Origin of the sequence: Sporomusa sp., from assembly GCF_035561255.1 — a bacterium.
Taxonomy (GTDB): domain Bacteria; phylum Bacillota; class Negativicutes; order Sporomusales; family Sporomusaceae; genus Sporomusa.
On sequence record NZ_DATMXX010000342.1, the window covers coordinates 20,253 to 42,602 of the forward strand.

General features: G+C 46.4%; 24 protein-coding genes and 2 riboswitches. All 24 genes read left to right on the plus strand.

Annotated features, from left to right (window positions below):
• Positions 1-9 precede the first annotated feature (9 nt).
• On the plus strand, positions 10-1,143 hold the full coding sequence (locus VN379_RS19290) for an aminotransferase class V-fold PLP-dependent enzyme (RefSeq protein ID WP_325536830.1): 1,134 nt from the start codon (positions 10-12) through the stop codon (positions 1,141-1,143).
• Positions 1,130-1,441, plus strand: a complete 312-nt coding sequence (locus VN379_RS19295; protein ID WP_325536832.1) for a hypothetical protein — start codon at positions 1,130-1,132, stop codon at positions 1,439-1,441. The genes VN379_RS19290 and VN379_RS19295 overlap by 14 nt, the downstream gene beginning before the upstream one ends.
• 8 nt (positions 1,442-1,449) lie before the next feature.
• On the plus strand, positions 1,450-2,841 hold the full coding sequence (gene trsS / locus VN379_RS19300; RefSeq protein WP_325536834.1) for a radical SAM (seleno)protein TrsS: 1,392 nt from the start codon (positions 1,450-1,452) through the stop codon (positions 2,839-2,841).
• On the plus strand, positions 2,838-4,199 hold the full coding sequence (locus tag VN379_RS19305) for a DVU_1553 family AMP-dependent CoA ligase (protein WP_325536838.1): 1,362 nt from the start codon (positions 2,838-2,840) through the stop codon (positions 4,197-4,199). Before trsS ends, VN379_RS19305 begins: the two co-directional genes overlap by 4 nt.
• Positions 4,196-4,819, plus strand: coding sequence for a histidine phosphatase family protein (locus VN379_RS19310; RefSeq protein WP_325536840.1), 624 nt, complete (start codon positions 4,196-4,198; stop codon positions 4,817-4,819). Before VN379_RS19305 ends, VN379_RS19310 begins: the two co-directional genes overlap by 4 nt.
• A gap of 58 nt (positions 4,820-4,877) precedes the next feature.
• On the plus strand, positions 4,878-6,056 hold the full coding sequence (locus tag VN379_RS19315; protein WP_325536842.1) for a mannosyltransferase family protein: 1,179 nt from the start codon (positions 4,878-4,880) through the stop codon (positions 6,054-6,056).
• 53 nt (positions 6,057-6,109) lie between these two features.
• Positions 6,110-6,213, plus strand: a riboswitch (SAM riboswitch).
• Positions 6,214-6,260: 47 nt separating this feature from the next.
• Complete coding sequence (locus tag VN379_RS19320; RefSeq protein ID WP_325536844.1) at positions 6,261-6,776, plus strand: hypothetical protein; 516 nt, start codon at positions 6,261-6,263, stop codon at positions 6,774-6,776.
• A gap of 23 nt (positions 6,777-6,799) precedes the next feature.
• The gene (locus VN379_RS19325) at positions 6,800-6,967 is read left to right on the plus strand and encodes a hypothetical protein (RefSeq protein WP_325536846.1); all 168 of its coding nucleotides are present in this window, start codon (positions 6,800-6,802) and stop codon (positions 6,965-6,967) included.
• Between the two features lie 164 nt (positions 6,968-7,131).
• A complete protein-coding gene (locus VN379_RS19330) occupies positions 7,132-7,701 on the plus strand; it encodes a DJ-1/PfpI family protein (RefSeq protein WP_325536848.1) in 570 nt (189 codons plus the stop codon).
• A gap of 554 nt (positions 7,702-8,255) precedes the next feature.
• Positions 8,256-9,725, plus strand: a complete 1,470-nt coding sequence (locus VN379_RS19335; protein WP_325536850.1) for a class I adenylate-forming enzyme family protein — start codon at positions 8,256-8,258, stop codon at positions 9,723-9,725.
• Positions 9,726-9,900: 175 nt separating this feature from the next.
• Positions 9,901-10,728, plus strand: a complete 828-nt coding sequence (locus VN379_RS19340; protein WP_325536852.1) for a GNAT family N-acetyltransferase — start codon at positions 9,901-9,903, stop codon at positions 10,726-10,728.
• Between the two features lie 12 nt (positions 10,729-10,740).
• On the plus strand, positions 10,741-11,286 hold the full coding sequence (locus VN379_RS19345) for a UbiX family flavin prenyltransferase (protein ID WP_325536876.1): 546 nt from the start codon (positions 10,741-10,743) through the stop codon (positions 11,284-11,286).
• Between the two features lie 144 nt (positions 11,287-11,430).
• The gene (locus VN379_RS19350) at positions 11,431-11,904 is read left to right on the plus strand and encodes a C40 family peptidase (protein WP_325536854.1); all 474 of its coding nucleotides are present in this window, start codon (positions 11,431-11,433) and stop codon (positions 11,902-11,904) included.
• Positions 11,905-11,920: 16 nt separating this feature from the next.
• Positions 11,921-12,394 (plus strand): YhcH/YjgK/YiaL family protein, encoded by a 474-nt coding sequence (locus VN379_RS19355; protein WP_325536856.1) that lies wholly within the window; start codon positions 11,921-11,923, stop codon positions 12,392-12,394.
• A 90-nt stretch (positions 12,395-12,484) separates the two neighbouring features.
• A riboswitch (purine riboswitch) is annotated at positions 12,485-12,586 on the plus strand.
• A gap of 214 nt (positions 12,587-12,800) precedes the next feature.
• Positions 12,801-14,171: an NCS2 family permease gene (locus VN379_RS19360; protein ID WP_325536858.1), complete on the plus strand. Its 1,371-nt coding sequence runs from the start codon at positions 12,801-12,803 to the stop codon at positions 14,169-14,171.
• A gap of 153 nt (positions 14,172-14,324) precedes the next feature.
• On the plus strand, positions 14,325-14,822 hold the full coding sequence (purE, locus tag VN379_RS19365; RefSeq protein ID WP_325536860.1) for a 5-(carboxyamino)imidazole ribonucleotide mutase: 498 nt from the start codon (positions 14,325-14,327) through the stop codon (positions 14,820-14,822).
• Positions 14,823-14,886: 64 nt separating this feature from the next.
• Entirely contained in the window at positions 14,887-15,597 is a 711-nt protein-coding gene (purC, locus tag VN379_RS19370; RefSeq protein WP_325536862.1) for a phosphoribosylaminoimidazolesuccinocarboxamide synthase, read from the plus strand.
• Positions 15,597-17,027 carry an amidophosphoribosyltransferase gene (gene purF / locus VN379_RS19375; RefSeq protein WP_325536864.1) on the plus strand — a complete coding sequence of 477 codons (1,431 nt, stop codon included), beginning with the start codon at positions 15,597-15,599 and terminating at the stop codon, positions 17,025-17,027. Before purC ends, purF begins: the two co-directional genes overlap by 1 nt.
• Before the next feature lie 24 nt (positions 17,028-17,051).
• On the plus strand, positions 17,052-18,104 hold the full coding sequence (gene purM, locus VN379_RS19380; protein WP_325536866.1) for a phosphoribosylformylglycinamidine cyclo-ligase: 1,053 nt from the start codon (positions 17,052-17,054) through the stop codon (positions 18,102-18,104).
• Between the two features lie 11 nt (positions 18,105-18,115).
• Positions 18,116-18,733: a phosphoribosylglycinamide formyltransferase gene (purN, locus tag VN379_RS19385; RefSeq protein ID WP_325536868.1), complete on the plus strand. Its 618-nt coding sequence runs from the start codon at positions 18,116-18,118 to the stop codon at positions 18,731-18,733.
• A gap of 20 nt (positions 18,734-18,753) precedes the next feature.
• Entirely contained in the window at positions 18,754-20,295 is a 1,542-nt protein-coding gene (purH, locus tag VN379_RS19390) for a bifunctional phosphoribosylaminoimidazolecarboxamide formyltransferase/IMP cyclohydrolase (protein ID WP_325536870.1), read from the plus strand.
• A gap of 213 nt (positions 20,296-20,508) precedes the next feature.
• Complete coding sequence (locus VN379_RS19395) at positions 20,509-20,961, plus strand: hypothetical protein (protein WP_325536872.1); 453 nt, start codon at positions 20,509-20,511, stop codon at positions 20,959-20,961.
• 35 nt (positions 20,962-20,996) lie between these two features.
• Positions 20,997-21,617, plus strand: a complete 621-nt coding sequence (locus VN379_RS19400) for a DDE-type integrase/transposase/recombinase (protein WP_325536878.1) — start codon at positions 20,997-20,999, stop codon at positions 21,615-21,617.
• A 529-nt stretch (positions 21,618-22,146) separates the two neighbouring features.
• The coding region (locus VN379_RS19405) for a reverse transcriptase N-terminal domain-containing protein (RefSeq protein ID WP_325536874.1) at positions 22,147-22,350 on the plus strand (204 nt) is incomplete at its 3' end.

A 22,350-nucleotide genomic window follows, 5' to 3' on the forward strand; every position in this document is an offset into this window, starting at 1 on the left:
GAGAGGTCAATGAAGCCTGTTTACTTGAATAATGCTGCGACTTCATGGCCAAAGGCGCCACAGGTAGACGAAATAGTGGCTGCGTATATAGATAAACTGCCATTCCACGCCGGGAGGGCCGGTTTTAGTGGACCGGATGTTCCGGGAGAGTGCCGCAGTTTATTGGCGAGTTTACTCCAGGTAAATGAACCCAACCGCATTGTTTTTTGTCCCAATGCTACCCATGCCCTGAATATTGCGCTGCAAGGAATGCGGTGGCAGCCTGGGGCAGCAGTAGTGACTACTGCTGCTGAACATAACTCGGTCCTGCGTCCACTAAATTATTTGTCTAAGACCAGGGGAATCAATGTTCACTTTATCCCTGTGGATAAAATGGGGCGGATTAACCCTGAGGTGTGGGGAGCAGCTGTGCAGCGGATTAAACCGCAGCTGACTGTTTTTACTCATGCATCTAATGTTACCGGGGCGGTTAATGATGCGGCGCTGCTTGGGAGGCTGGCCAAGCAGGCTGGCGCAGTTACCCTGCTGGATGCATCACAAAGTCTGGGGGTTGTGCCTGTGTTGCCTGAAGTCTGGGGGATTGATATGGTAGCCTTTACCGGGCATAAATATCTGTTAGGTCCTGCAGGTACCGGCGGACTATATATATCCCCTGCACTAGATCTCGAGCCTGTATGGGTGGGGGGGACCGGGATTCAAAGTGACCTTGAGGAGATGCCGCAGGTTATGCCTGTCCGGTTTGAGGCAGGTACACCCAATGACCCGGCATTTGCCGGTTTAGCAGCAGCTGTGACCTGGGGAACTATTTGTAATCTTGACACTGACAGCCTGCTGGTCATGACTGAGCGTTTGGCTACAGGACTGGCTGCGGCGGGAGCTAATGTAATTTCTGTAGAGCCTCCAAGGACTCCGGTTATTTCCTTTACACTGCCGCAGTGGGAGGTAGAGGATGTTGGTGATGTGCTCTATAAGAGTTTTGGCATAGTCTGCCGCACCGGGCTTCATTGCGCCCCGCGGATTCACTCTTGCCTGGGCACTGCGCCTGCGGGAACGGTTCGTTTTAGTTTATCACGCTTTACTACCGAGCAAGAAATTGATTATTGCCTGCAAGCCATAGGCACGATGCTGCATGAAACAGTTTGAATGGAAGAAGGCTGAGAATTGTTTTGGCGGGGCCAATATTTTTGAATACCGTCTGGCGATTAGAGCCGATGAGGGGTTTATCGCAGGCCTGAGTGCAACGGGATCGGTCAAATATCACCGGAGTTTTCCACGTCCTTTCTTTCAGGCAAGTCTTGGTGACGGAACCACGGTAAAAGGGGTGATTGCTGATTCGGTGATTAAAGTTAGTTTTCCACAGGGTGATTGGGAGGGCAGTAAAGAGCAGTTTGAGATATTTTTAACAGAACTGATAAACCAGCATGCTGGAAGGGAGAGATAGTTTTTATAATGAATAGCATCGATGGACAAAAAGAAATTGTGCTTTCTGAAACGCAGAGTGTCTGTCCCGAATGTTTACAGCGTATTCCTGCTAAACGGGTGGCACAGGGTGACCGAGTGTTTTTGCAGAAATGTTGTCCTGAGCATGGTGAGTATCGTGTATGCGTATGGCAGGGGGAACCTGACTATCATAACTGGAATAACTCTCAAACTAATGCCTTACCAGTGACAGACTTAACACCGGGCAGCAGCGGCTGTCCGTTTGACTGTGGTTTATGCCCGGAGCACCGCCAACAAACTTGTTGTGTACTGCTGGAAGTCACCAGCAAGTGTAATCTGAGTTGCCCTGTCTGTTTTGCAGCCTCCTCACCAGATGGTAGAGCCGAACCTGATCTGGCTGTCATTGAGGGGTGGTACCGGATGCTCATGAATAACGGGGGTCCGTATAATATCCAGTTGTCAGGCGGTGAGCCGACTGTTCGCGATGACTTGCCGGAGATTATTGCCCTGGGGAAAAAACTGGGATTTGATTTTTTTCAGGTCAATACCAATGGTCTGCGGTTAGCCACTGATGACAGGTATGTCGCTAAGTTGAAAGCAGCAGGTCTAAATTGTGTGTTTCTACAGTTTGATGGAATGAGTGACCGCGTTTACACCCAATTGCGCGGCAGGCCGCTGCTTACTATTAAAAAGCAAGTGATCGAGGTCTGTGCTGCCCATGGTATTGGGGTTGTGCTTGTGCCTACTTTAGTACCGGGTGTAAATGACGGACAGATAGGTGATATCCTGCAATTTGCCATCAGTAAGATGCCGGTAGTAAGGGGCGTCCATTTTCAACCGGTCAGCTACTTTGGCCGATGTCCGGAAGATCCTCAGGATGCGGATCGTATGACTATTCCCCTGATTATCAGGGAGATTGAGAAACAGTCCGGTGGTCAGATGAAAATTGGGCATTTCTGGCCTCCGGGAGGGGAACACGCTTATTGTTCCTTTCATGGGAATTTTGTGTTGATGCCGGATGGAAATTTGAAACCTTTATCCCAGGAAAAAAATAATACCGGCTGCTGTCAAACACGTGCAACTCACGGCTCCAAACAGGCCAGGCAGTTCGTTGCCAGGCAATGGTCGGCTGCTCGAAGAACCGAAATCAGCAACAAGGAACAACGAAAATCTGAGAAGGGTGCCGGTGATCTAACTAGCCTGGATGAATTCCTGGAACGTGTAAATACCTATACGCTTGCTGTGTCCGGCATGGCCTTTCAGGATGCCTGGACCTTGGATTTAGACCGGTTAAAGCAGTGCTTTATACATGTTGTTGGACCAGATAACCGGTTGATCCCCTTTTGTGCCTATAACCTGACCGACCGGCAAGGACGGGCTTTATACCGGGGAAAACCATGACTGTTGGAATCCCGGTAACACCGTTAGATGCCTGGATAACAGAAAAGACAGTTGCTGGCGGCTTTATGACAAGGGAGGCACTCAGCCTCTATCAACTGGGCCGGCTTAATGAAACTTTAATCCGTGCGCGTGGTCGCAGTCCCTTTTACCAATGTCATTGGGCAGATGTGGCACCCGATAGTCTTAAACGACTGGAGCAGCTTGCCGGTTATCCCTTCACAACACCGGCTGATGTAAGCGAGCGAGGCTTGCAAATGGTATGTGTTTCCCAGGGGCAAATCAGCCGGGTGGTGACACTTACCACGTCAGGTACTACCGGCAGTCCCAAACGTATTTATTTCACTGCCGCTGATCAGGAGTTGACAACAGACTTTTTCCGGTGTGGTATGTCAACCTTCACCGAGCCGGGAGACCGGGTCTTGATCATGTTGCCTGGTGAGCGTCCTGGCAGTGTTGGTGATCTTTTGGGCAAAGGCTTATTGCGCAGTGGGGTGTTTCCTATTGCATATGGCCTTGTAACGAATTTAGCGGCTGCTGTTGCCAGAATGTGTCAGGAGCAGGCAACCTGCCTTGTAGGTGTACCTGTTCAAATTCTGGCGATGGCCCGGTATTGGGAACACTGGGAAAAAAGTACCTGGGCACCAGGCTGTATATTGTTAAGTACAGACTATGTTCCACTCGCGATTGTACGGGAATTGAAACAGATTTGGAATTGCGAAGTCTATGAGCACTATGGAATGACCGAGATGGGGCTTGGGGGTGGGCTTGAATGCGCGGCGCATAATGGCTATCACCTGCGGGAAGCAGACCTGTATATCGAAATCATTGACCCGGTTTCGGCACAGCCACTGCCTGACGGCGAATATGGGGAGGTTGTTGTTACTACTTTAACACGACTGGGAATGCCCCTTATCCGCTACCGGACAGGTGATATCTCGCGATTTATCCCTGGTCAATGTCTGTGCGGCAGTGTGCTGCGGCGGCTGGAACGCGTACAAAGCAGGACAACCGGCAGGGTACACATTGGGATAGACGCGTGGCTGACAATTGCTGAGCTTGACGAGGTACTTTTCCCGGTACCTGGCATTATTAATTTCAGCAGTATGATTAGCTATGATGACTCTCCGGTCAGACTGCTGGTAACTGCTTCTGTATTGGGACGAATTCCTGAAGAATCGGTCATTCTTGACGCTTTACGACAAATATCAAGTATTCGGGGAGCCGAATCGACTGGTCAATTAACGTTAACGGCAGAGGTAGTAAGTGCTGATGAGGGTTTGATCATTGAGGCTGGTAAAAGAGTAATTAATATCTCCGGTAGCAATGAGTCTAAGGTCGGAAGTGGTGAGAGGATATGAAAGGCCGGACTATATATATAATTCGCCATGGGAAAATCATAAGCGATGAGCATGTCCGCCGGTATATTGGTCATATTGATATACCTTTATCAGATGAAGGTGTTATTCAGGCACAAGTGATAGGTCAGGCATTAAGCAAAAAAAACATTACCAGTATCTTTTGCAGTGATCTGTTACGGTCAGTGGCTACTGCCAGGATTATTTCCCTGAGTACAAATGTAAAGCCCTTAGTCAGGACCGATATACGGGAGATTTCTATGGGCGAGTGGGAAGGGAAATCTTTTCAGGAAATTGCGGAAAATTATCCGGAAGAGTATGCTAAACGCGGGAAGAATATAGCTGATTATCGTGTCCCTGGCGGGGAAAGTTTTAGTGAAGGCCAGGCTAGAGTGGTTTCCGCATTTGCTGATATGCTTGCAGTCACTACCGGCGATATTATGATAGTGGGTCATGCCGGGATTAACCGTCTGCTGCTCTGCTCTGTCCTGGGGATGCCAGTTTCGAATATTTTCCACATTGGACAGGACTATGGTTGTATAAATATGCTGGCACAGAGCGGGGATCACTATTGTGTCGAGGTATTGAATGCTTCTGTAGATTATCAACATAGAATACTATAAATCATATAAAGGCATTCTATTATGGTAAGTTATTCAGAAACTGGAGGTACCAACTCGCTTGTCTAATGGAAATATATTAGCTAATTTATTCTCCAGAATAGTTGACACTAATGTTATCCGCGATGCAGCTGTCCTAAGGATGGTTGCGATAACCTTTTGTTTTCATACCCTCTTGGTATTGGCTGCGCTGCTATTAATTGACATACTACCCAGCCGGGAAGTAGCCGGATTTCTTAATCCAGGTGCAGTGGGAACTCCACCTTTAGTAGAGAAATTTATTAGATGGGATGCTCACTGGTATACTTATATTGCTGAGCATGGTTATGATATTCAAAGTATAGTTTTTTTCCCTGTAACCATTTTGCTGATCAAGGCATTGGCTGGCAGTGGTTTAGGTTATGTTTTAGCCGGTTTTGTAGTGTGCAATCTATTTACACTTATCAGTTATTATGTAATGGCTAAGACGTTTTTATTGGATTTTTCTGAACAGGAAACGCAGCGGGCGCTTTTGGCCTATGCAACACTACCAACATCTTTTTTCTTAAACAGTGTTTATACTGAACCGGTATTTATAGTTTTTTCAGTTGCCTGTATTTATTGTGTTCGGACTAAAAACTGGTGGTGTGCAGGAATATTTGCCGCACTGGCGACGCTGACCCGGAATCTGGGGATATTGCTGACCGTTGTCTTATTATACGAGTTTGCCAAGCGTTATTTCGTAGAACGTAAACTAAAAGTATCAGTTCTAACTGCGTTTTTTCCCATAATGGCGTTAGGTGTTTTCTGTGCGTATAACAATAGTATGTTTGGTGATCCTTTTGCTTTTATTAATTCCCAGGAAGCTTGGGGGAGACGATTTGGTCTCCCGTGGGATAATTTTTGGAACAACGTTAGCCTGATCAACACAGGTGTTCCAATTGTCGAAACCGGTATTTATTTAGATACTTTACTTACTAGTATGGGCTTCATTGCTTTATTCTGCGTATCGACTGTACCCCGGTACAGGATTCCCTGGCCTTATGTACTGACTGGCTGGTTATGGTTTTTGGTACCTTTATTTTCTACCTCGCCCGTTTATCCGCTATATAGCATGGCCCGGTTTATTCTTATTGTATTTCCGCTTTATCTGTTTTTGGCAAAACTGCCAACAGTATTATTTCGTTGCTTGATCTGCATAAATGCTGTAGGGTTAATCCTAAGTACGGCACTATTTATTAACTGGTGCTGGCTTGGCTGATATATTGACAGTACTTGTTTCTTCATGTTAAAATTGTTTAGAATTTAATAGAGCTCTTATCTAGAGTGGTCGAGGGACTGGCCCGATGACACCCGGCAACCGGCAGCTTTCTGCAGTGGTGCTAATTCCAGCAGGAGTAATTCCTGACAGATAAGAGGAAAGTGTGTAAAAAATTCACCCCTTTCCTCGGAAAGGGGTTTTTTCATGTTTCATACACTTAAACAGGTTCCTCACAGCATTGCTTTTCCCGCAAGTAATACAGTAGAGAGTGGTGCTGCCAAGGAAGATCAGGCTATTAGTATTACTTATGACAAGTCTGTTACGCTTGTTCGAATTAATTGCCCAAGGCAGGATGGTCATGACTGGGTTATAGAAGCTTTTACTGCACTGGAAAAGTGCGGAATGGCTTTTGATATGGTATCAATTCAGCCAGGTGAGGTTAGTTTCACCGTAAAAAGCCGGTTAGTGGATTCAGTTTACCGTTCTCTTGAAAAACTTGAGGTTTATCCTGACAGCGTTACCGACTGTGTAAAGCTATCGGTGCGAGGGCGCAGCGGACAGCCGTTGCTGAGTTCAATGATAACTATGGCAGAAACATTGGCGCAATGTAATATCCCTTTATTGCGATTAGTTGAGTCTTATGGATTAATTGAAGTCTTAATTGCGACTGGGTATATAAGTGAAGTTAGAAAGGCATTAGCAAAGAATTTTAATTGTTGAGGGCAAGGAGAGAAGGATTAGATATGTCAGATCACTACCAAGAGCATGTAGTACAGTATGAACAGAGCAACCCTGTGAAGGGAAAAGATATTAATGAGATCATTATCATCATTCGTGATGGCCAAGTCATTACTTTTCTTCAAAAGAACAAAAATGCTGTATTTGAAGGCAGGCATGGTGATGGAATATAGATAATAGCTCGGCAATTGCTGGCAGACCACGGTTTTGCTGACCGGGAATACCAAATTTATTTGGAATACCGGTGTCAGTGGGGTATGATGTAGAGAATGCAGCAGGAAGAAATATACTTTTATAGAATATGTAACCATATCATGATATGAGGAGGTTACACACAATGGCAAAAAAAATCCTTTTACTTACCGGGGACTGCGCTGAAGATTATGAGGTTAAAGTACCACAGCAAGCACTCATGATGCTTGGCTATCAGGTTGACGTAGCCGTACCCAATAAGAGTGCTGGTGATATGGTACAGCTTGTTGTTCATGATTTTACCGGTTTAGACACTTATGTTGAACTAACAGGCCATCGTATTGCTGTTGATATCGCAGCAAAGGATGCCAAGGCAGAAGACTATGTCGGTCTGGTCGTTCCTGGCGGCCGTGCTCCTGAATATATCCGGATGTATGATGAGGCTGTTAAACTGGTGCAGGATTTCTTTGCTGCCGGTAAACCGGTAGCTGCCATTTGCCATGGTACGCAGCTTTTGGCTCCGGCCAAAGTTCTTGAAGGCAAAACAGTAACCTCCTATCCAGCCTGTGCGGCTGAGTGCCAACTGGCTGGCGCCGAATGGAAAAATGAACCGGTTGTTATCAGCGGTAATTTAGTAACAGCCCAAGCCTGGCCAAATCATCCGGCTTGGTTAAGAGCCTTTGTTGAGCTCTTGGGCGCAAAAATCAGTATTTAAGACAATCTTTAGAATCAATCAAGCCTGACTTATCATGGTCAGGCTTTTTATTTATTATTAGTTAAACTATGCCATAAGCCGTAGGCGTAAATCTGTTATAATTAACACAACCTATGCCTGTTGCTGCTGGTGCTGGTTTGATATAATAGAAGCATTAACAAAAAGGAGTGTTGTTTTATGTGTAAACTGCAGTCTGTCGCCGGCCTTTATTTAGTAGTACGGTCGCGGAATTCCCGCTGAAAGTTTAATTAATAGCGGGTTTTCTTCTGCGACCATTGAAAAATATTGGTCGGGGAGGATCTCAGCGAACTCCATAACCAGATGAAACATCATTCAAAACGCTAGACACAAAGACTGGCCGGTGCCATTGCCCACTGGGTTTTGGCAAAAGCCAGTCTTATCTTAGTGCCAATTGTTAATTATCCAGGCCATTACGGCAATACTAGTAATCCACCGCTAGGTGCTTACTTTCGTTTATTCTAATGCTATGTGTAAGGTGGGGTAATATAACAAGCAGCTGTTTTTCCAGCATTACTAATAGAAGGGGTGTATTCATGTTTGTTCATAATCTTATTCTTCAGGGAGCAAAAGATAATAGAGCATTTGCCGGCAAAGACAGTGTGTCATATAGGCAGCTTCAGGAACAAGTAGAGAAATACCGCAATTATTTTTATGAATCAGGTATCCGGATGGGAGAAAATGTAGGTTTGTTTTCCCGCAATTCGCCGGAATTTGTATATTGCTACATGGCTATTGTCAGTCTTGGGGCTGTTGTTGTGCCGCTGAATTTTCAACTGGCAGCCCGGGAAATTGCCTTTATTGTTAAAGATGCCGAAATGAAGCGGCTGATTACTATGGAGCGCTTAGCGATTGACACTGAACTTAGTCAGCAGGGCTGCCCGCAACCTGTTATGCAACTTGTTATTGCGGACTTCCAACCAGGGTTGGACCGTTCACCGGCAGCTCCACTGCTTGACAGCACTCTTGGCACAAACAGTCCTTGTGCTATTATATATACCTCCGGTACAACAGGTAGTCCCAAGGGGGCTGTCCTGACCCATAATAATCTTGTAGCCAATGCCAAGGCCTTCAGGGAGATGCTGCCGGTAGCCGCTACCGACAATGTATTGTGTGTGTTGCCGATGTATCATTGCTTTGCCTGGACATGCGCTGTTCTTAACTCTCTGCTGTGTGGTGCTGCAATTACAATACTGGAAGCTTTCGCGCCTAAAGAGACCCTTGCTGCCATCAAGGACTACCAGGTAACGGTTGTCTATGGTGTGCCACCGATGTACAATCTCCTTACCCGTATTGGGGAACCGGGTGATTTTGCCGGTATCAAATATTTGATATCAGGTGGTGCTTCGCTGCCGGAAAAGGTAGCCAGGCAGTTTGCTGAAAAATACGGAATACAGATTCTTGAAGGTTATGGCCTTTCAGAGGCTTCACCGGTAGTAGCTCTTAACCCGGTGCAAAAGCCCAAATATTGTTCCATTGGCAAGTCACTCCCGGGCTTGGAGGTCAAAGTGGTTGGTTCTGACGGTCAGGCACTACTGCCAGGTGTGGTTGGTGAGATTATTGTGCGGGGACCAAGTGTAATGCAGGGATATTTTAATCTACCGGCAGAGAATGCATATGCGCTTAGGGACGGCTGGCTTTATACCGGCGATCTGGCCTGTCAGGATGATGAGGGGTATTTCTTTGTTGTTGACCGGTTAAAGGATCTAATCATATCAAACGGCGAAAACATTTATCCGCGCGAGATTGAGGAACTGCTATACTCTTTCCCGGGCATTATAGAGGCAAGCGTGATTGGTGTTGCCGATGAACTGCGTGGTCAGGTAGCCCGCGCCTATGTTGTAATTGCACCAGGGGATACCCTGGATAAAAAGGCAGTGAGGGAATACCTTCAGGCTAACATTGCCGCCTATAAAATACCACGGGACTTTGTCGTTGTCGATGCATTGCCGAAGACCCAGACAGGTAAGATTTTAAAACGTATTCTCCGTGAAAAAATGAAATAAGCTGGCAATAAGCCAAATATCAGTTCCTTTACTTACCGATTTGGCTTTTTATTGCACAAAATGAGGAAGTAAACAACTAAACCTTGAAACAAGCAACGTTTCGATTTATAGTATGATTTGTAAATAGTATTTAGGGCCTGTAGGCAACCTCTTAGTCCCGGGAAGGCGGATTAGCGTGATTAGATTGTTGACAGGCGGCGATATCTGCGAGGTCAAGGCGTATCTGGAACGAAATTATTTAGAAACAGTGTTTCTTAATGGAAATATTATACGCTGTGGAATTGACAATAACAGAATAAACCGCCGCTGTGGGGATTACTATGGCTATTTTGAAGCCGGCATACTAAAGGGCATATTGACCTTTTTTAACTTAGGCAGTGTTATCCCGCATTTTGAGGTGCCAGGCGCCGTTAATGGCTTTGTGGAAATAATGCGTCAGCGCCGGTTTGAGGTGCTGGCTGGAATGAAACAGGTTGTAGAACCTCTCAATCTGGCTCTTAGTCAGTATAAAAAGATTTTAAATTATGAGGATAGTAATTTTCTGATTAACCGGGCGGTTAGGTGGTCGGCTATCCCCCCCTCAGTCCGGATTGCTGATGCGGGAGAGGTTGAGCGGTCAGCCGCACTGGGGTTTGTTGTCGAAGCCTACCGGCAGGGATTTATGCGCCGGTTTAACAGTGAACTGGCTGCTAAGCTCATTGATGACCGGGGGCCTGGGGAAGATCTGGTTTTCTTGCTTGAGGGCGGTGTCCCTAAAGCCCAGGCTATTATTCAGGTGACTACCAATCGGATTAGCCAAATTGGCGGCGTGTATACCAGTGAAAGCAGCCGGGGAAAAGGCTACTGTAAAATCCTCATTGCTGAATTATGCCGCCGTATTCAGGGCTATTGTAAACTACCGGTGCTTATGGTGCGGAAAGATAATGTGCCTGCTGGTAAGGCCTATCAAGCTAGCGGCTTTACTCATTATGACGACTACTTAATTATAAAATACAGCGTTTGAACTGGAGGATTGATTATGCGGTTAGCTGTTGGTGTCACTGGTGCAAGCGGAGCCATCTATGGCTACACTTTAATAAAAGTGCTTTCTAACCTTGGGGTTGAGGTGCATGCCATTTATACTGATATGGGCCGTAAGGTGCTTGAATATGAGTGCGGGCTCACTATGGCGGATATCAGCGCCCATGCTACGGTTTATGAAAACTCAGACCTGTTTGCCGCATTGGCCAGCGGATCGTTCAAAACAGGCGGTATGGTCGTTGTGCCCTGTTCAATGCATACATTAGGTGCTCTGGCAACGGCCAGTGGACGAGACTTACTGACAAGAGCGGCAGATGTTACACTTAAAGAAGGACGGAGACTTGTGGTCGTGCCGCGTGAGACGCCGATGACCACCATTCATTTGTCAAATATGCTTACCTTAGCCCAGGCTGGTGCAGTGGTTATGCCGGCAGCGCCCGGATTTTCTCATAAGCCGGAAACTGTGGATGAGCTAATAAACTGTATGGTTGGCAAAATACTGGATATCTTCAACCTGGAACATGTATTATATACGCATTAGGGCGAAACTGGCAGGCGTAGTTTGTCAGCGGATTATCTGTGGTGAATTCACCAGGGTAGGAGTGCAAATAATGTAAAAAAAGAGGAATTGAGGGAAATTTGCCGAAGAATATGACAAGCTAAATACTGAATCAGAGGTGGTTCTATGCGGCTATATTGTAAGTTTTGTGCCGTATGCCTAATATTTTTTATGCTTGTTTTGGCAAATTCTCCTGTATTTGCTGCGGCGAAGACGCCGGTTAAGCAAGAGTCGATACCAAGCAATATTGTTAAGACTGCAGAAAAATATTTAAAAACACCCTACCGGTTTGGTGGTGAATCCCCTGCCGGATTTGACTGCTCGGGATTTGTCAAATATGTGTATGACCGGCATGGTAAGAAATTACCGCGTACAACCGATGTTCAGTATAAAACAGGCAAGAAGGTTGCGCGAGCCGGACTTAAGACCGGAGATTTGGTGTTTTTCACCACCTATGCGTCAGGTGCGTCTCATGTAGGCATTTATACCGGCAATGGCAAATTCATCCACGCCTCTTCCAGTCGTGGCGTAATGATCAGCCGGCTTGATGAAGCCTACTGGAAGCCGCGCTATCTTGGCGCCAGAAGGCTAATTAATTAGCATTGGAGGAGTACCTATGATTTTTGGACACATTTCAACCCTGGAAAAAGATGCACCACTACTTCCCCAGGCCCTTGTCAAAGGGCTTGAGTATCTTGCGAAAACCAACGTGGCTGAGCTGCCTGCCGGTAAGCATGAGATTGAAGGAAAAGATATTTATGTAGCAATCAATGAATATGAAACCCAGCCACGGGAAGCACGCAGGGCCGAAGCCCATGTTGATTACCTTGATATTCAGTACCTCATTGCAGGTGAGGAGCTGATAGCCTACAGCTTGCTGACAGAGGATAATGAGGTTTTGTCTGATGAGCTTGCAGCCAAAGACGCTATTTTCTACAAGACTGTCCAACAGGAAACAGACCTGGTTTTAACTGAAGGCATGTACGCAATATTCTTTCCTTGGGATGTGCATCGCCCTAACTGTACTTTACATCAGACCTGCAAGGTTAAAAAGGCAGTTGTTAAGATTAAGATGTCGCTGTTGAAATAACAGGGAGACGCGAGTTTCCGAACGATAATTCTAAAATGATTCTTAAAGTTCGATTTTTTTATTGACATATTTTGTCCACTGCTGGTACAATACAAGTAAATAAATAATGCTCGTATATATTTGAGGATATGGCTCAAAAGTCTCTACCAGGCGACCGTAAATCGCCGGACTACGAGTGAAAGTGCGCCTAGGGTTCCGCATAGCGTTTTATAGGCTGTGGGCTGTGACCAAGTGGCGCAGGTGTTACTTAGTAACACTACACCGATGGGATAAAAACCCTGGCGGGGAAGTTTCGCTCTATAGTATCATGCGAAAATTCCCTGTTAGGGTTTTTTGGCGTTTTCGGATAAGCCGTAGTGTTTAAGGTAACACTCTAACTATACTACCAAAGGGGAGAAAAAGGGAAATGTTGGAAAAATTATTTAAGCTCAGTTCCCGCAAAACTGATGTCAAAACTGAGGTAATCGCGGGGATTACAACCTTTATGACCATGGCCTACATACTGTTTGTAAACCCTAGTATTCTGGGTTCTGCCGGTATGGACAAGAATGCGGTGCTCCTGGCGACAGCAATTGGCGCCGGGTTAGTATCAATCATGATGGGCGTATTTGTTAATTACCCGATTGCTTTGGCTCCCGGTATGGGGCTGAATGCTTTTTATGCTTTTACAGTTGTTATTGGTATGGGGGTTTCCTGGCAGGTTGCGCTAGGTGCCGTATTTATTTCTGGTCTTATTTTTATTTTACTTACTGTTACTCAAGTACGCCAGTTGCTTGTTGAGGGCATGCCCAATACTCTGAAGCATGCAATTACAGTAGGGATTGGTCTCTTTATTACCATCATTGGTCTAAAACTATCTGGCATTATGAGCATTCGATTATCTCTTATCCCACCGACTCTGGAGAAAATTGTCACTGCTAAAGGCAATGGAACCCCTCTTAGCTTTGAAACTATCATTGAGATGGGAAAACTTGCCCATCCGGAAGTATTGCTGGCTGTTTTTGGTTTTATATTTATTGGTGTTTTGATGGCCCGTCAGGTAAAAGGTTCGATGTTGATTGGTATTTTTACTACCACCGTTGTGGGGATTATCATGGGCGTTGTTAAAATTCCTGCCGGCTTTAGCCCTGTGGCCATGCCGGATTTTAGCAATAATGCCTTTTTGGCACTGGATATCATGGGTGCTTTGAATATGGGGCTGATGGCTATTGTTTTTACTTTCACCTTTGTAGAACTGTTTGATACCATGGGTACCCTGGTAGGTACAGCTTCCAAAGCCGGTCTCATGGACAAGAAAGGTAAGTTCCCTGGTATTGGCAAAGCGATGCTGGTAGATGCCACCGGTGTCAGTTTGGGGGCTATGCTGGGGACCAGTACGATTACTGCTTATGTTGAAAGCGCCGCTGGTGTAGGTGCCGGTGGCCGTACTGGCCTGACTGCTGTTGTCTGTGGTGTGCTTTTTCTTTTAGCATTGTTTTTCGCCCCGCTTGCAGGACTAATCCCTGATGCGGCTACTGCCCCTGCGCTGATTATTGTCGGTGCGTTAATGATCGAGTCTGTCCGGCACATTGACTTTAGTGACCTTACCGAGGGGTTACCTGCGTTCTTAACTATTGTAATGATGCCATTTACCTATAGTATTGCTAATGGTATTTCAGCCGGTCTGGTGATGTACCCATTGCTAAAACTGGTTACCGGCCGTGGCCGCGAAGTACACTGGATCGTCTATATTCTGGCTGTGCTTGTCGTATTCCGGTTCATATTCCTGGCTGAATGACGGGGAAAGTAAACCCAGATATTTATAAGAAATATCTGGGTTTACTTACAGGATTATCTATTGGCACTTACTTATTGTTCAGCCTGTACTATATTATGCCTGTCATATTATTGGATATTATATTATTGTGATAGCAAGCGGGAGGATGAGGATATGAAAGTAGCAATTATCATGGGAAGTGATTCTGACTGGCCGGTTCTTGAGCCTGCTGTTACTCAATTGAACGAGTTTGGTATTGATACAGAAGTATTAGTAGCATCGGCCCACCGTACGCCTGATAAGGTACACAAATTTGTGGCCGGGGCAAAAGACCGTGGTGTACAGGTCATCATTGCCGCGGCAGGAGCAGCCGCACACCTGCCGGGGGTTATTGCCAGCTTTACAACCCTGCCGGTGATTGGCATCCCTGTTAATGCCACCCCGCTCGGCGGTATGGATGCTCTTTTGAGTATCGTCCAAATGCCAGCCGGCATTCCGGTAGCCACTATGGCCATTAATGGTGCCAAAAATGCGGCGCTATTTGCCGCCCAGATATTGGCGGTGCACAATACCGAACTTGCGGATAAATTGACTGCTCATCGCCAGAATATGGCAGATGAAGTAGAAAAAAAAGATGCCCGTTTGGCTGAAAAACTCGCTGCTCAGAGATAAGCTATATATTTTGCATAAAGTAGTTTAAAAAATCTACTGGGACATTTAAAGGAGGCAGAAATTTATGAATCAGAAACCTATGTATGAAGGAAAAGCAAAGCAAGTATTTGCCACTGAAAATCCGGATGAATTGCTGGTGTACTTTAAGGATGATGCTACAGCATTCAATGGTGAGAAACGTGGCACTATTGGTAATAAAGGGGTATTTAACAATAAGATCTCAACTTTTTTCTTTAATCTTTTAGGCGAGAAAGGCATTCCCCATCATTTTGTCAGGATGCTTAATGATCGTGAAATGTTGGTCAAAAAACTGGATATCCTGCCAGTAGAGGTTGTTGTCCGCAATGTTGCCGCCGGTAGCCTGGCTAAGCGCATCGGCTGGGAAGAAGGCCGCAAGCTGCCCACTACGATCATTGAGCTTTATTACAAGGACGATGCACTGGGCGATCCGCTGATAAATAACTATCACATCAAAGCACTTGGTCTTGCTACGCCTGAACAGGTTGAAACTATGGAAAAATATGCCCTGAGAATTAATGAAATTCTCGCCGCTTTCTTAAAAGACAAGCAAGTGGAACTGATCGATTTTAAACTTGAATTTGGTGTTCATAAGGGCGAGGTGCTGCTAGGTGATGAGATTTCGCCTGATACCTGCCGGTTCTGGGATAGCGAGACCGGGCAGAAACTGGACAAAGACCGTTTTCGCCGTGACTTGGGCAATGTTGAGGAAGCGTACAAGGAAGTGCTGAAAAGACTGACAGGTGAGAATTCCTAATGCTTTACGATATGCAAAGTGATAAATGGCGGGAAGAATGCGGCGTATTTGGTATCTTTGCCAGTCAGGAGAATGTTGCACTTAATACTTACTGGGGTCTGTATGCTCTGCAGCACCGGGGCCAGGAAAGTGCGGGCATAGCTGTCACTGACGGCGTTGTTATGGATGTACAACGGGGCATGGGGCTGGTGAATGAGGTATTCCGTCATAATTTGCCTGATATGCCGGCGCGTATTGCCATTGGTCATGTTCGATATTCGACAACCGGTTCAAGCCTCTTGCGCAACACGCAGCCACTGTTAGTCAATTATTCCGGAGGCCAAATCAGTTTAGCTCATAACGGCAATCTGACCAACGCTCATGAAATACGTGAAGAGCTGGAGCATAAAGGCAGCGTATTCCAAACCTCAATCGATAGTGAGGTCTTAGTGAATCTGATTGCCCGCTCCACCAAGCCCGCAGTAGAGGAAAAAATCATTGACAGCCTGACTAATGTTCAGGGCGCTTATTGCCTTGTTATCATGACCGAAACCAAGTTGATCGGCGTGCGCGATCCACATGGCTTTCGTCCGCTGTGCCTTGGGCGCTTGGGAGAAGGTTGGGTATTGGCATCCGAGTCATGCGCACTTGATACTGTGGGTGCAGAGTTTGTCCGTGATATTGAGCCGGGTGAGATGGTAATCATTGATGACAGTGGTGTGGCATCCCGGCGCTTTGCAGAATCTGACCGCCGGGCCGGCTGTGTTTTTGAATATATCTACTTTGCCCGCCCTGACAGCATTATAGACGGCCAGAGTGTATATCAAGCCAGATTTAGCATGGGGCGTACGCTGGCGCGTGAGAGCCGGTTTAAAGCCGATATTGTTATCTCGGTACCTGACTCGGGGACTACTGCCGCTTTGGGCTACAGTCATGAATCAGGCATCCCTTTTGCCGAAGGCCTGATGAAGAATCGTTACATCGGGCGTACCTTTATCCAACCAGAACAAAAAAAACGCGACATGGGAGTTCGGATCAAACTGAACGCTGTGGCCTCGGTGGTTAAAGGCAAGTCGATTATCATGGTTGATGACTCCATTGTGCGTGGTACTACGAGCGGGAAAATTGTCCGTATGCTAAAGGATGCCGGTGCTACAGCTGTCCACATGTGTGTAAGCTCTCCGCCTATCGGATTCCCCTGTTATTACGGCATTGATACCTCAGCCCGTAAGGAACTTATTGCTTCTTACAAAAAGGTGGAGGAGATCAGGCAGTTTATTGGTGCTGACTCACTCCATTACCTGACACTGGAAGGACTGCATGCGTCAATTGACAATATCCAGCAAAAAACGCTGTGCAACGCCTGTTTTAACTGTGATTATCCGGCGCAAACACCCTGTGACGGTGATTGTGCGAATAATAAATTTCTGTTTGAGCCTAAAAGCGAGTAAATGAATAGAGCAGGAGGTCAAAACATGACCGACAACCAAAAAACTAATGTTGAACTTACCTACCGTGATGCAGGGGTAGATATTGATGCTGGCAATAAAGCTGTTGAATTAATGAAGCGCCATGTACGTTCTACCTACCGCCCTGAGGTTTTGGGTGATATCGGTGGTTTTGGCGGGTTGTTTGCACTTAATGCCGGTAAGTACCGCCAGCCTGTGCTTGTAAGTGGTACCGACGGGGTGGGCACAAAGCTTAAAATAGCTTTTATGGCCGACAAGCATGACACCATTGGTCAGGATGGGGTGGCTATGTGTGTCAATGATATCCTGGTGCAGGGGGCTGAACCGCTCTTCTTCCTGGATTATCTGGCTGTTGGCAAGCTTGAACCGGAAAAGGTTGCTGCTATTGTCAGCGGTGTGGCGATGGCCTGTCGTGAGTCAGGGTGCGCTCTTATTGGCGGTGAGACGGCCGAGATGGCTGGTTTTTACCCGGATGGCGAGTATGATATCGCTGGTTTTGCGGTAGGTGTTGTTGACCGGGATAAAATTATAACAGGCGAAAAGATAGCACCTGGCGATGTTCTTATTGGCCTGCCCTCCAGCGGCATCCATTCCAACGGCTACTCGCTTGTGCGTAAGATCTGTTTTGATGTTAAGCAGCTTAGTGTTGATGCTTACATCCCGGAGCTTGGACGTACGCTGGGACAAGAGTTATTGGAACCGACCCGCCTGTATCCTAAAACCTGTATGCCGCTTATTGAAAAGTTTGATATTCATGGTATGGTCCACATTACCGGCGGTGGATTTTATGATAATATTCCCCGCGTATTGCCTGAAGGCTGCGGTGTGGAGATTGATTCCGGTGCCTGGCCCGGGCCGGTTATTTTTAGTCTGTTGCAGGAATGGGGCGGTGTTGCAAAAGCTGAGATGTTCCGGACATTTAACATGGGCATCGGTATGATTTTAATTGTACCGGCTGAACAAGTGCCAACTGTCCAGGCTGATCTTGCTGCAAGGGATGAACAATCATATATTATCGGCAAGGTTGTCGCCGGCGAGTGTCAGGTCGAACTCAAGTAGGAGGCTGAGATATGAATAAAACGGTAATCGGTGTATTGGCATCAGGTCGAGGCAGCAATCTGCAGGCGATCATTGATGCTATCCAGGCAGGCAGGCTTGATACCAAAATTGGCGTGGTTATCAGTGATAATCCGGAGGCTAATGTGCTCAAACGTATGGCCGGAGCGGATATTCAGGCGCTGTGTATTGACCGGAATCTGTTTGCCAGCCGCCAGCTATTTGAGGCGGCTGTTGCCGAGGAACTTACCATTCATCATGTTGAACTGGTCGTGTTAGCCGGTTTTATGCGTATCTTGAGCCAGTCTTTTATTGACCGGTTTGCCGGAAGAATCATCAATATTCACCCCTCGCTGCTCCCGGCCTTTCCGGGTGAAGATGCCCAGCAGCAAGCCCTGGAATATGGGGTGAAGGTTACGGGCTGTACTGTCCACTTTGTTGATGCAGGAATGGATACCGGTCCGATCATTCTGCAGGAAGCTGTACCGGTTATGGAAGACGATACAGCGGAGACCTTATCTGAACGTATTCTGCACGCCGAACATATTTTGTATCCCCGCGCTCTTGCTTTATATTGTGAAGGGCGACTGAATTTCGAAGGTCGGCGTGTACGTATAATTGACAAAGAGTAGAGGGATAGCGAGGGATACTGATGAAGATTAAACGTGCGCTCTTAAGCGTGTCGGATAAAACCGGCATCGTTGAGTTTGCTAATGCATTACATAACCTTGGTGTTGAGCTTGTTTCAACAGGCGGCACTATGAAAGCCATTAAAGATGCAGGCATACCTGTTACCTATGTCAGCGAAGTTACTGGTTTTCCTGAGATCATGGACGGTAGGGTTAAAACACTTAACCCCTATATTCATGGCGGCATATTGGCTATTCGCGATAATCCCAGTCACCAGGCGGCAATGGATGAACATAAGATCACAGGCATTGACTTGGTAGCTGTCAACCTGTATCCCTTCCGTCAGACTGTCGCGAAACCGGGCGTGACTTTAGATGACGCTGTAGAAAACATTGACATTGGTGGTCCGGCTATGATTCGGGCCGCGGCTAAGAATTTTCACTACGTAACAGTTGTTGTCAATCCGGCGCGGTACGGGGAAATCATTGCCCAACTGACCACCGGCAGTGAGGTAAATTTTAAAAGCCGCATGGCACTGGCACAAGAGGCCTTCAGCCACACGGCTGGTTATGATGCTTACATTTCCCGCTATTTAAGCGGGCAGCTTGAACAGGGGCTTTTCCCGGAAACACTGCATCTGGTGTATGAAAAGGCTCAAGACCTGCGCTATGGGGAAAACCCGCATCAGGCGGCGGCATTTTATTGTGAACAGTATTACTCCGGGCCGGGTGTGGCTAATGCCAGGCAGCTTAATGGCAAAGAGTTGTCGTTTAATAATATTGTCGACGTGGAAGCCGCTTATGCACTTGCTGCTGAGTTTGAGCAACCGGCTGCTGCTATTATCAAACATACCAACCCTTGCGGCACCGGGATTGGTGAGACTTTGGCCGAAGCCTATAATAAAGCCTATCAGGCTGACCCGTTATCCGCTTATGGCGGTATTATCGGCGTAAACCGGGAAGTAGATGCAGATACTGCACAGCTTATCAGTGAGCTTTTCGCCGAAGCAGTGATTGCGCCGGCATTTAGCCAGCAGGCTCTTGATATTCTGACAAAAAAGAAGAATGTTCGTCTGTTGGCGGCGGGTCTATCCCAGCCTGACAGCACCCGTCTTGATGTTAAGTCGGTGGCTGGCGGGGTACTGTTACAACAATCGGATATGACTACCGCTATGAAAGATGCGATGAAGGTGGTCACTAAACGCCAGCCGACAGCGGCAGATTGGGAACAGCTGCTATTTGCCTGGAAGGTTGTAAAACATGTTAAGTCTAACGCGATTGTTATTGCCAACAACAATAAAACACTGGGCGTGGGGGCAGGCCAGATGAATCGTGTAGGTGCTGCCGGCATTGCACTGGCTCAGGCCGGCGAGCAGGCCAGAGGGGCAGTTTTAGCATCAGATGCTTTTTTCCCGTTTGCCGATACGGTGCAAGCAGCGGTTGAGGCCGGTATTACTGCTATTATCCAGCCTGGCGGTTCGGTCCATGACGAGGATTCAATTAAAGTAGCTGATGAACATGGGATTATCATGATATTTACCGGTATGAGACATTTTAAACATTAGTAAAAAGGGTCAGGCACCGCCTGACCCTTTTTTGATGGTGTCCCCGCAACCCCGGTAACCCCCGGCCTTTGCCGGAAAAAGCGCTCCGCAGGAGAAAAGCCGGGCGGTATTCCGTTAAGAAATCCGTACTGTTTGAGTGTGAACTGATACCCCGATAATGGACACTATTAAAAAGTCCGTATCGGGGTTTTTGTATGTTCATAGGACGAATAAATGTCTATAATGAAATTATTAATTACCGGAGGCGGAATTTTAGTGAGTAATATTTTCTATAGCGAATCTGATCAACACATCCTTCTGAGAAACCCCAATGTAGAGAAAGTAACTGACCGCTATATCTCATATCATCCCGATTTTAAAATTAGAGCGGTCAAAGAATACTTATCCGGAAAGAAGCCTAGACAAATTTTTATCGACAATGGCTTCAATCTTCAACTAATAGGAGATGATAAGCCATTTGTCTGCATCAAAAGGTGGCGTATCGTTTTCAAACAGCGTGGCGAGGAAGGTCTGAGGGAAGAGGGACGAAATACAAAAGGTACCCGTTTAGCACTCAGAGAATCGTCCATTGAAGATAAGCTAAAGAAGGCTGAGGCCAAAATTAAATTTCTTGAAGCAGAAAATGAACTGTTAAAAAAGATACGGGAGAAAGAAAGAGGGCGTTAAATGCTGTAGAAAAGTTCCAAATCATATACCGAGTCATACGAAAATATCCGAAGTATCGGATGGTTAGTTACTTATGTGAGATAGCGCAAGTTAGCCGTAGCGGATTCTATGCCTGGCTGAAGGCAGCCCCTAATCGCTACCAAAGAGAAGAGAATGACAGAGAAGATTATAAAGTGATTGAAAAAATATTTAGCGCTAGTAAAAGAAAGGGTGGCTGGCGCACGATAAAGATGAATCTAGAAAAAGAGTGCGCAATTGTCATGAATCACAAGAAGATTTTGCGTATTATGCAAAGGTTCCATTTGGTTACGGTGGTGAGACGTAAGAACCCCTATCGAAAAATGGCAAAGGCAACTCAATCGCATAAAACGGTGTGTAATCTGCTAGAGCGCAAGTTTGATCACCACGAGCCACAAAAGGTCCTGTTAACTGATATTACCTATCTATATTATGCCGAGGGGCGTAAGGCTTACCTATCGGTTATTAAAGACGGATCGACAAGAGAGATTTTGGCTTACCATCTATCGACTTCTCTAGAAATGGATCTCGTGATGAAAACGCTGGACCGATTACAGGAAAGCTTGGGAGGAAACATCCACCCTGAGGCGATTATACATTCTGATCAGGGATTTCATGTGCGACAAGAAGTCGCGTGATATATTGCCGAAAGGCTACCCCATCCATTCGGGGTAACCCTATCGTGACTAGCGTAGATGGTAACGTCCGGGTTAGAAAGCTCACGAGACAATGCGGAAGTCCGAGTAGCCTAAAACTGGGACAACTGCTAGGGTAAGAAAGCTATGGAGAACGTAAAGTGAATCACCGTAGGAATCGTTACTCTGGAGGAAGCGAAATAGGCTGAAACGCTTCGACCAAAATGGTAAGGAGTCAAGCAAAGGCTAACTGTCAAACCAATGCGAATGGATGAAGAACTCCCGGTTTAAAGGTGACTCCTAAGGCTTTCACAACTATGTATCATGCGGAACTTGGTAAACCCTACATGCTCCTCATGCAAATGAGGTATCAAACCGCAAGGGGATGAAACAGCATAGGGGGCAGAAGAAAAGGATAAAAAGCGAACGCGACTTTTGTAATGAAAGAAGATAGGGGTTCAAACTTTGCCCTAACTCGAAAGGGTGCTGACTTATCCTGTGGTATTTCTTGGCAAGGAAGGATGGTAAACCTATGAACTTTAGTAACTCAACGACGGATAACACCGAGAGGCTAAAGGACACAAGAAAACTAACCCACCAATGGGAAACTATTGACTGGGTATTAGCTGAAAACTATGTTAATAGGCTACAAACCCGAATCGCCAAGGCAACAGTGGCAGGTAACAAGAACAAAGCCAAAAGGCTACAATACTTATTAGCCCATTCGTTTTATGCC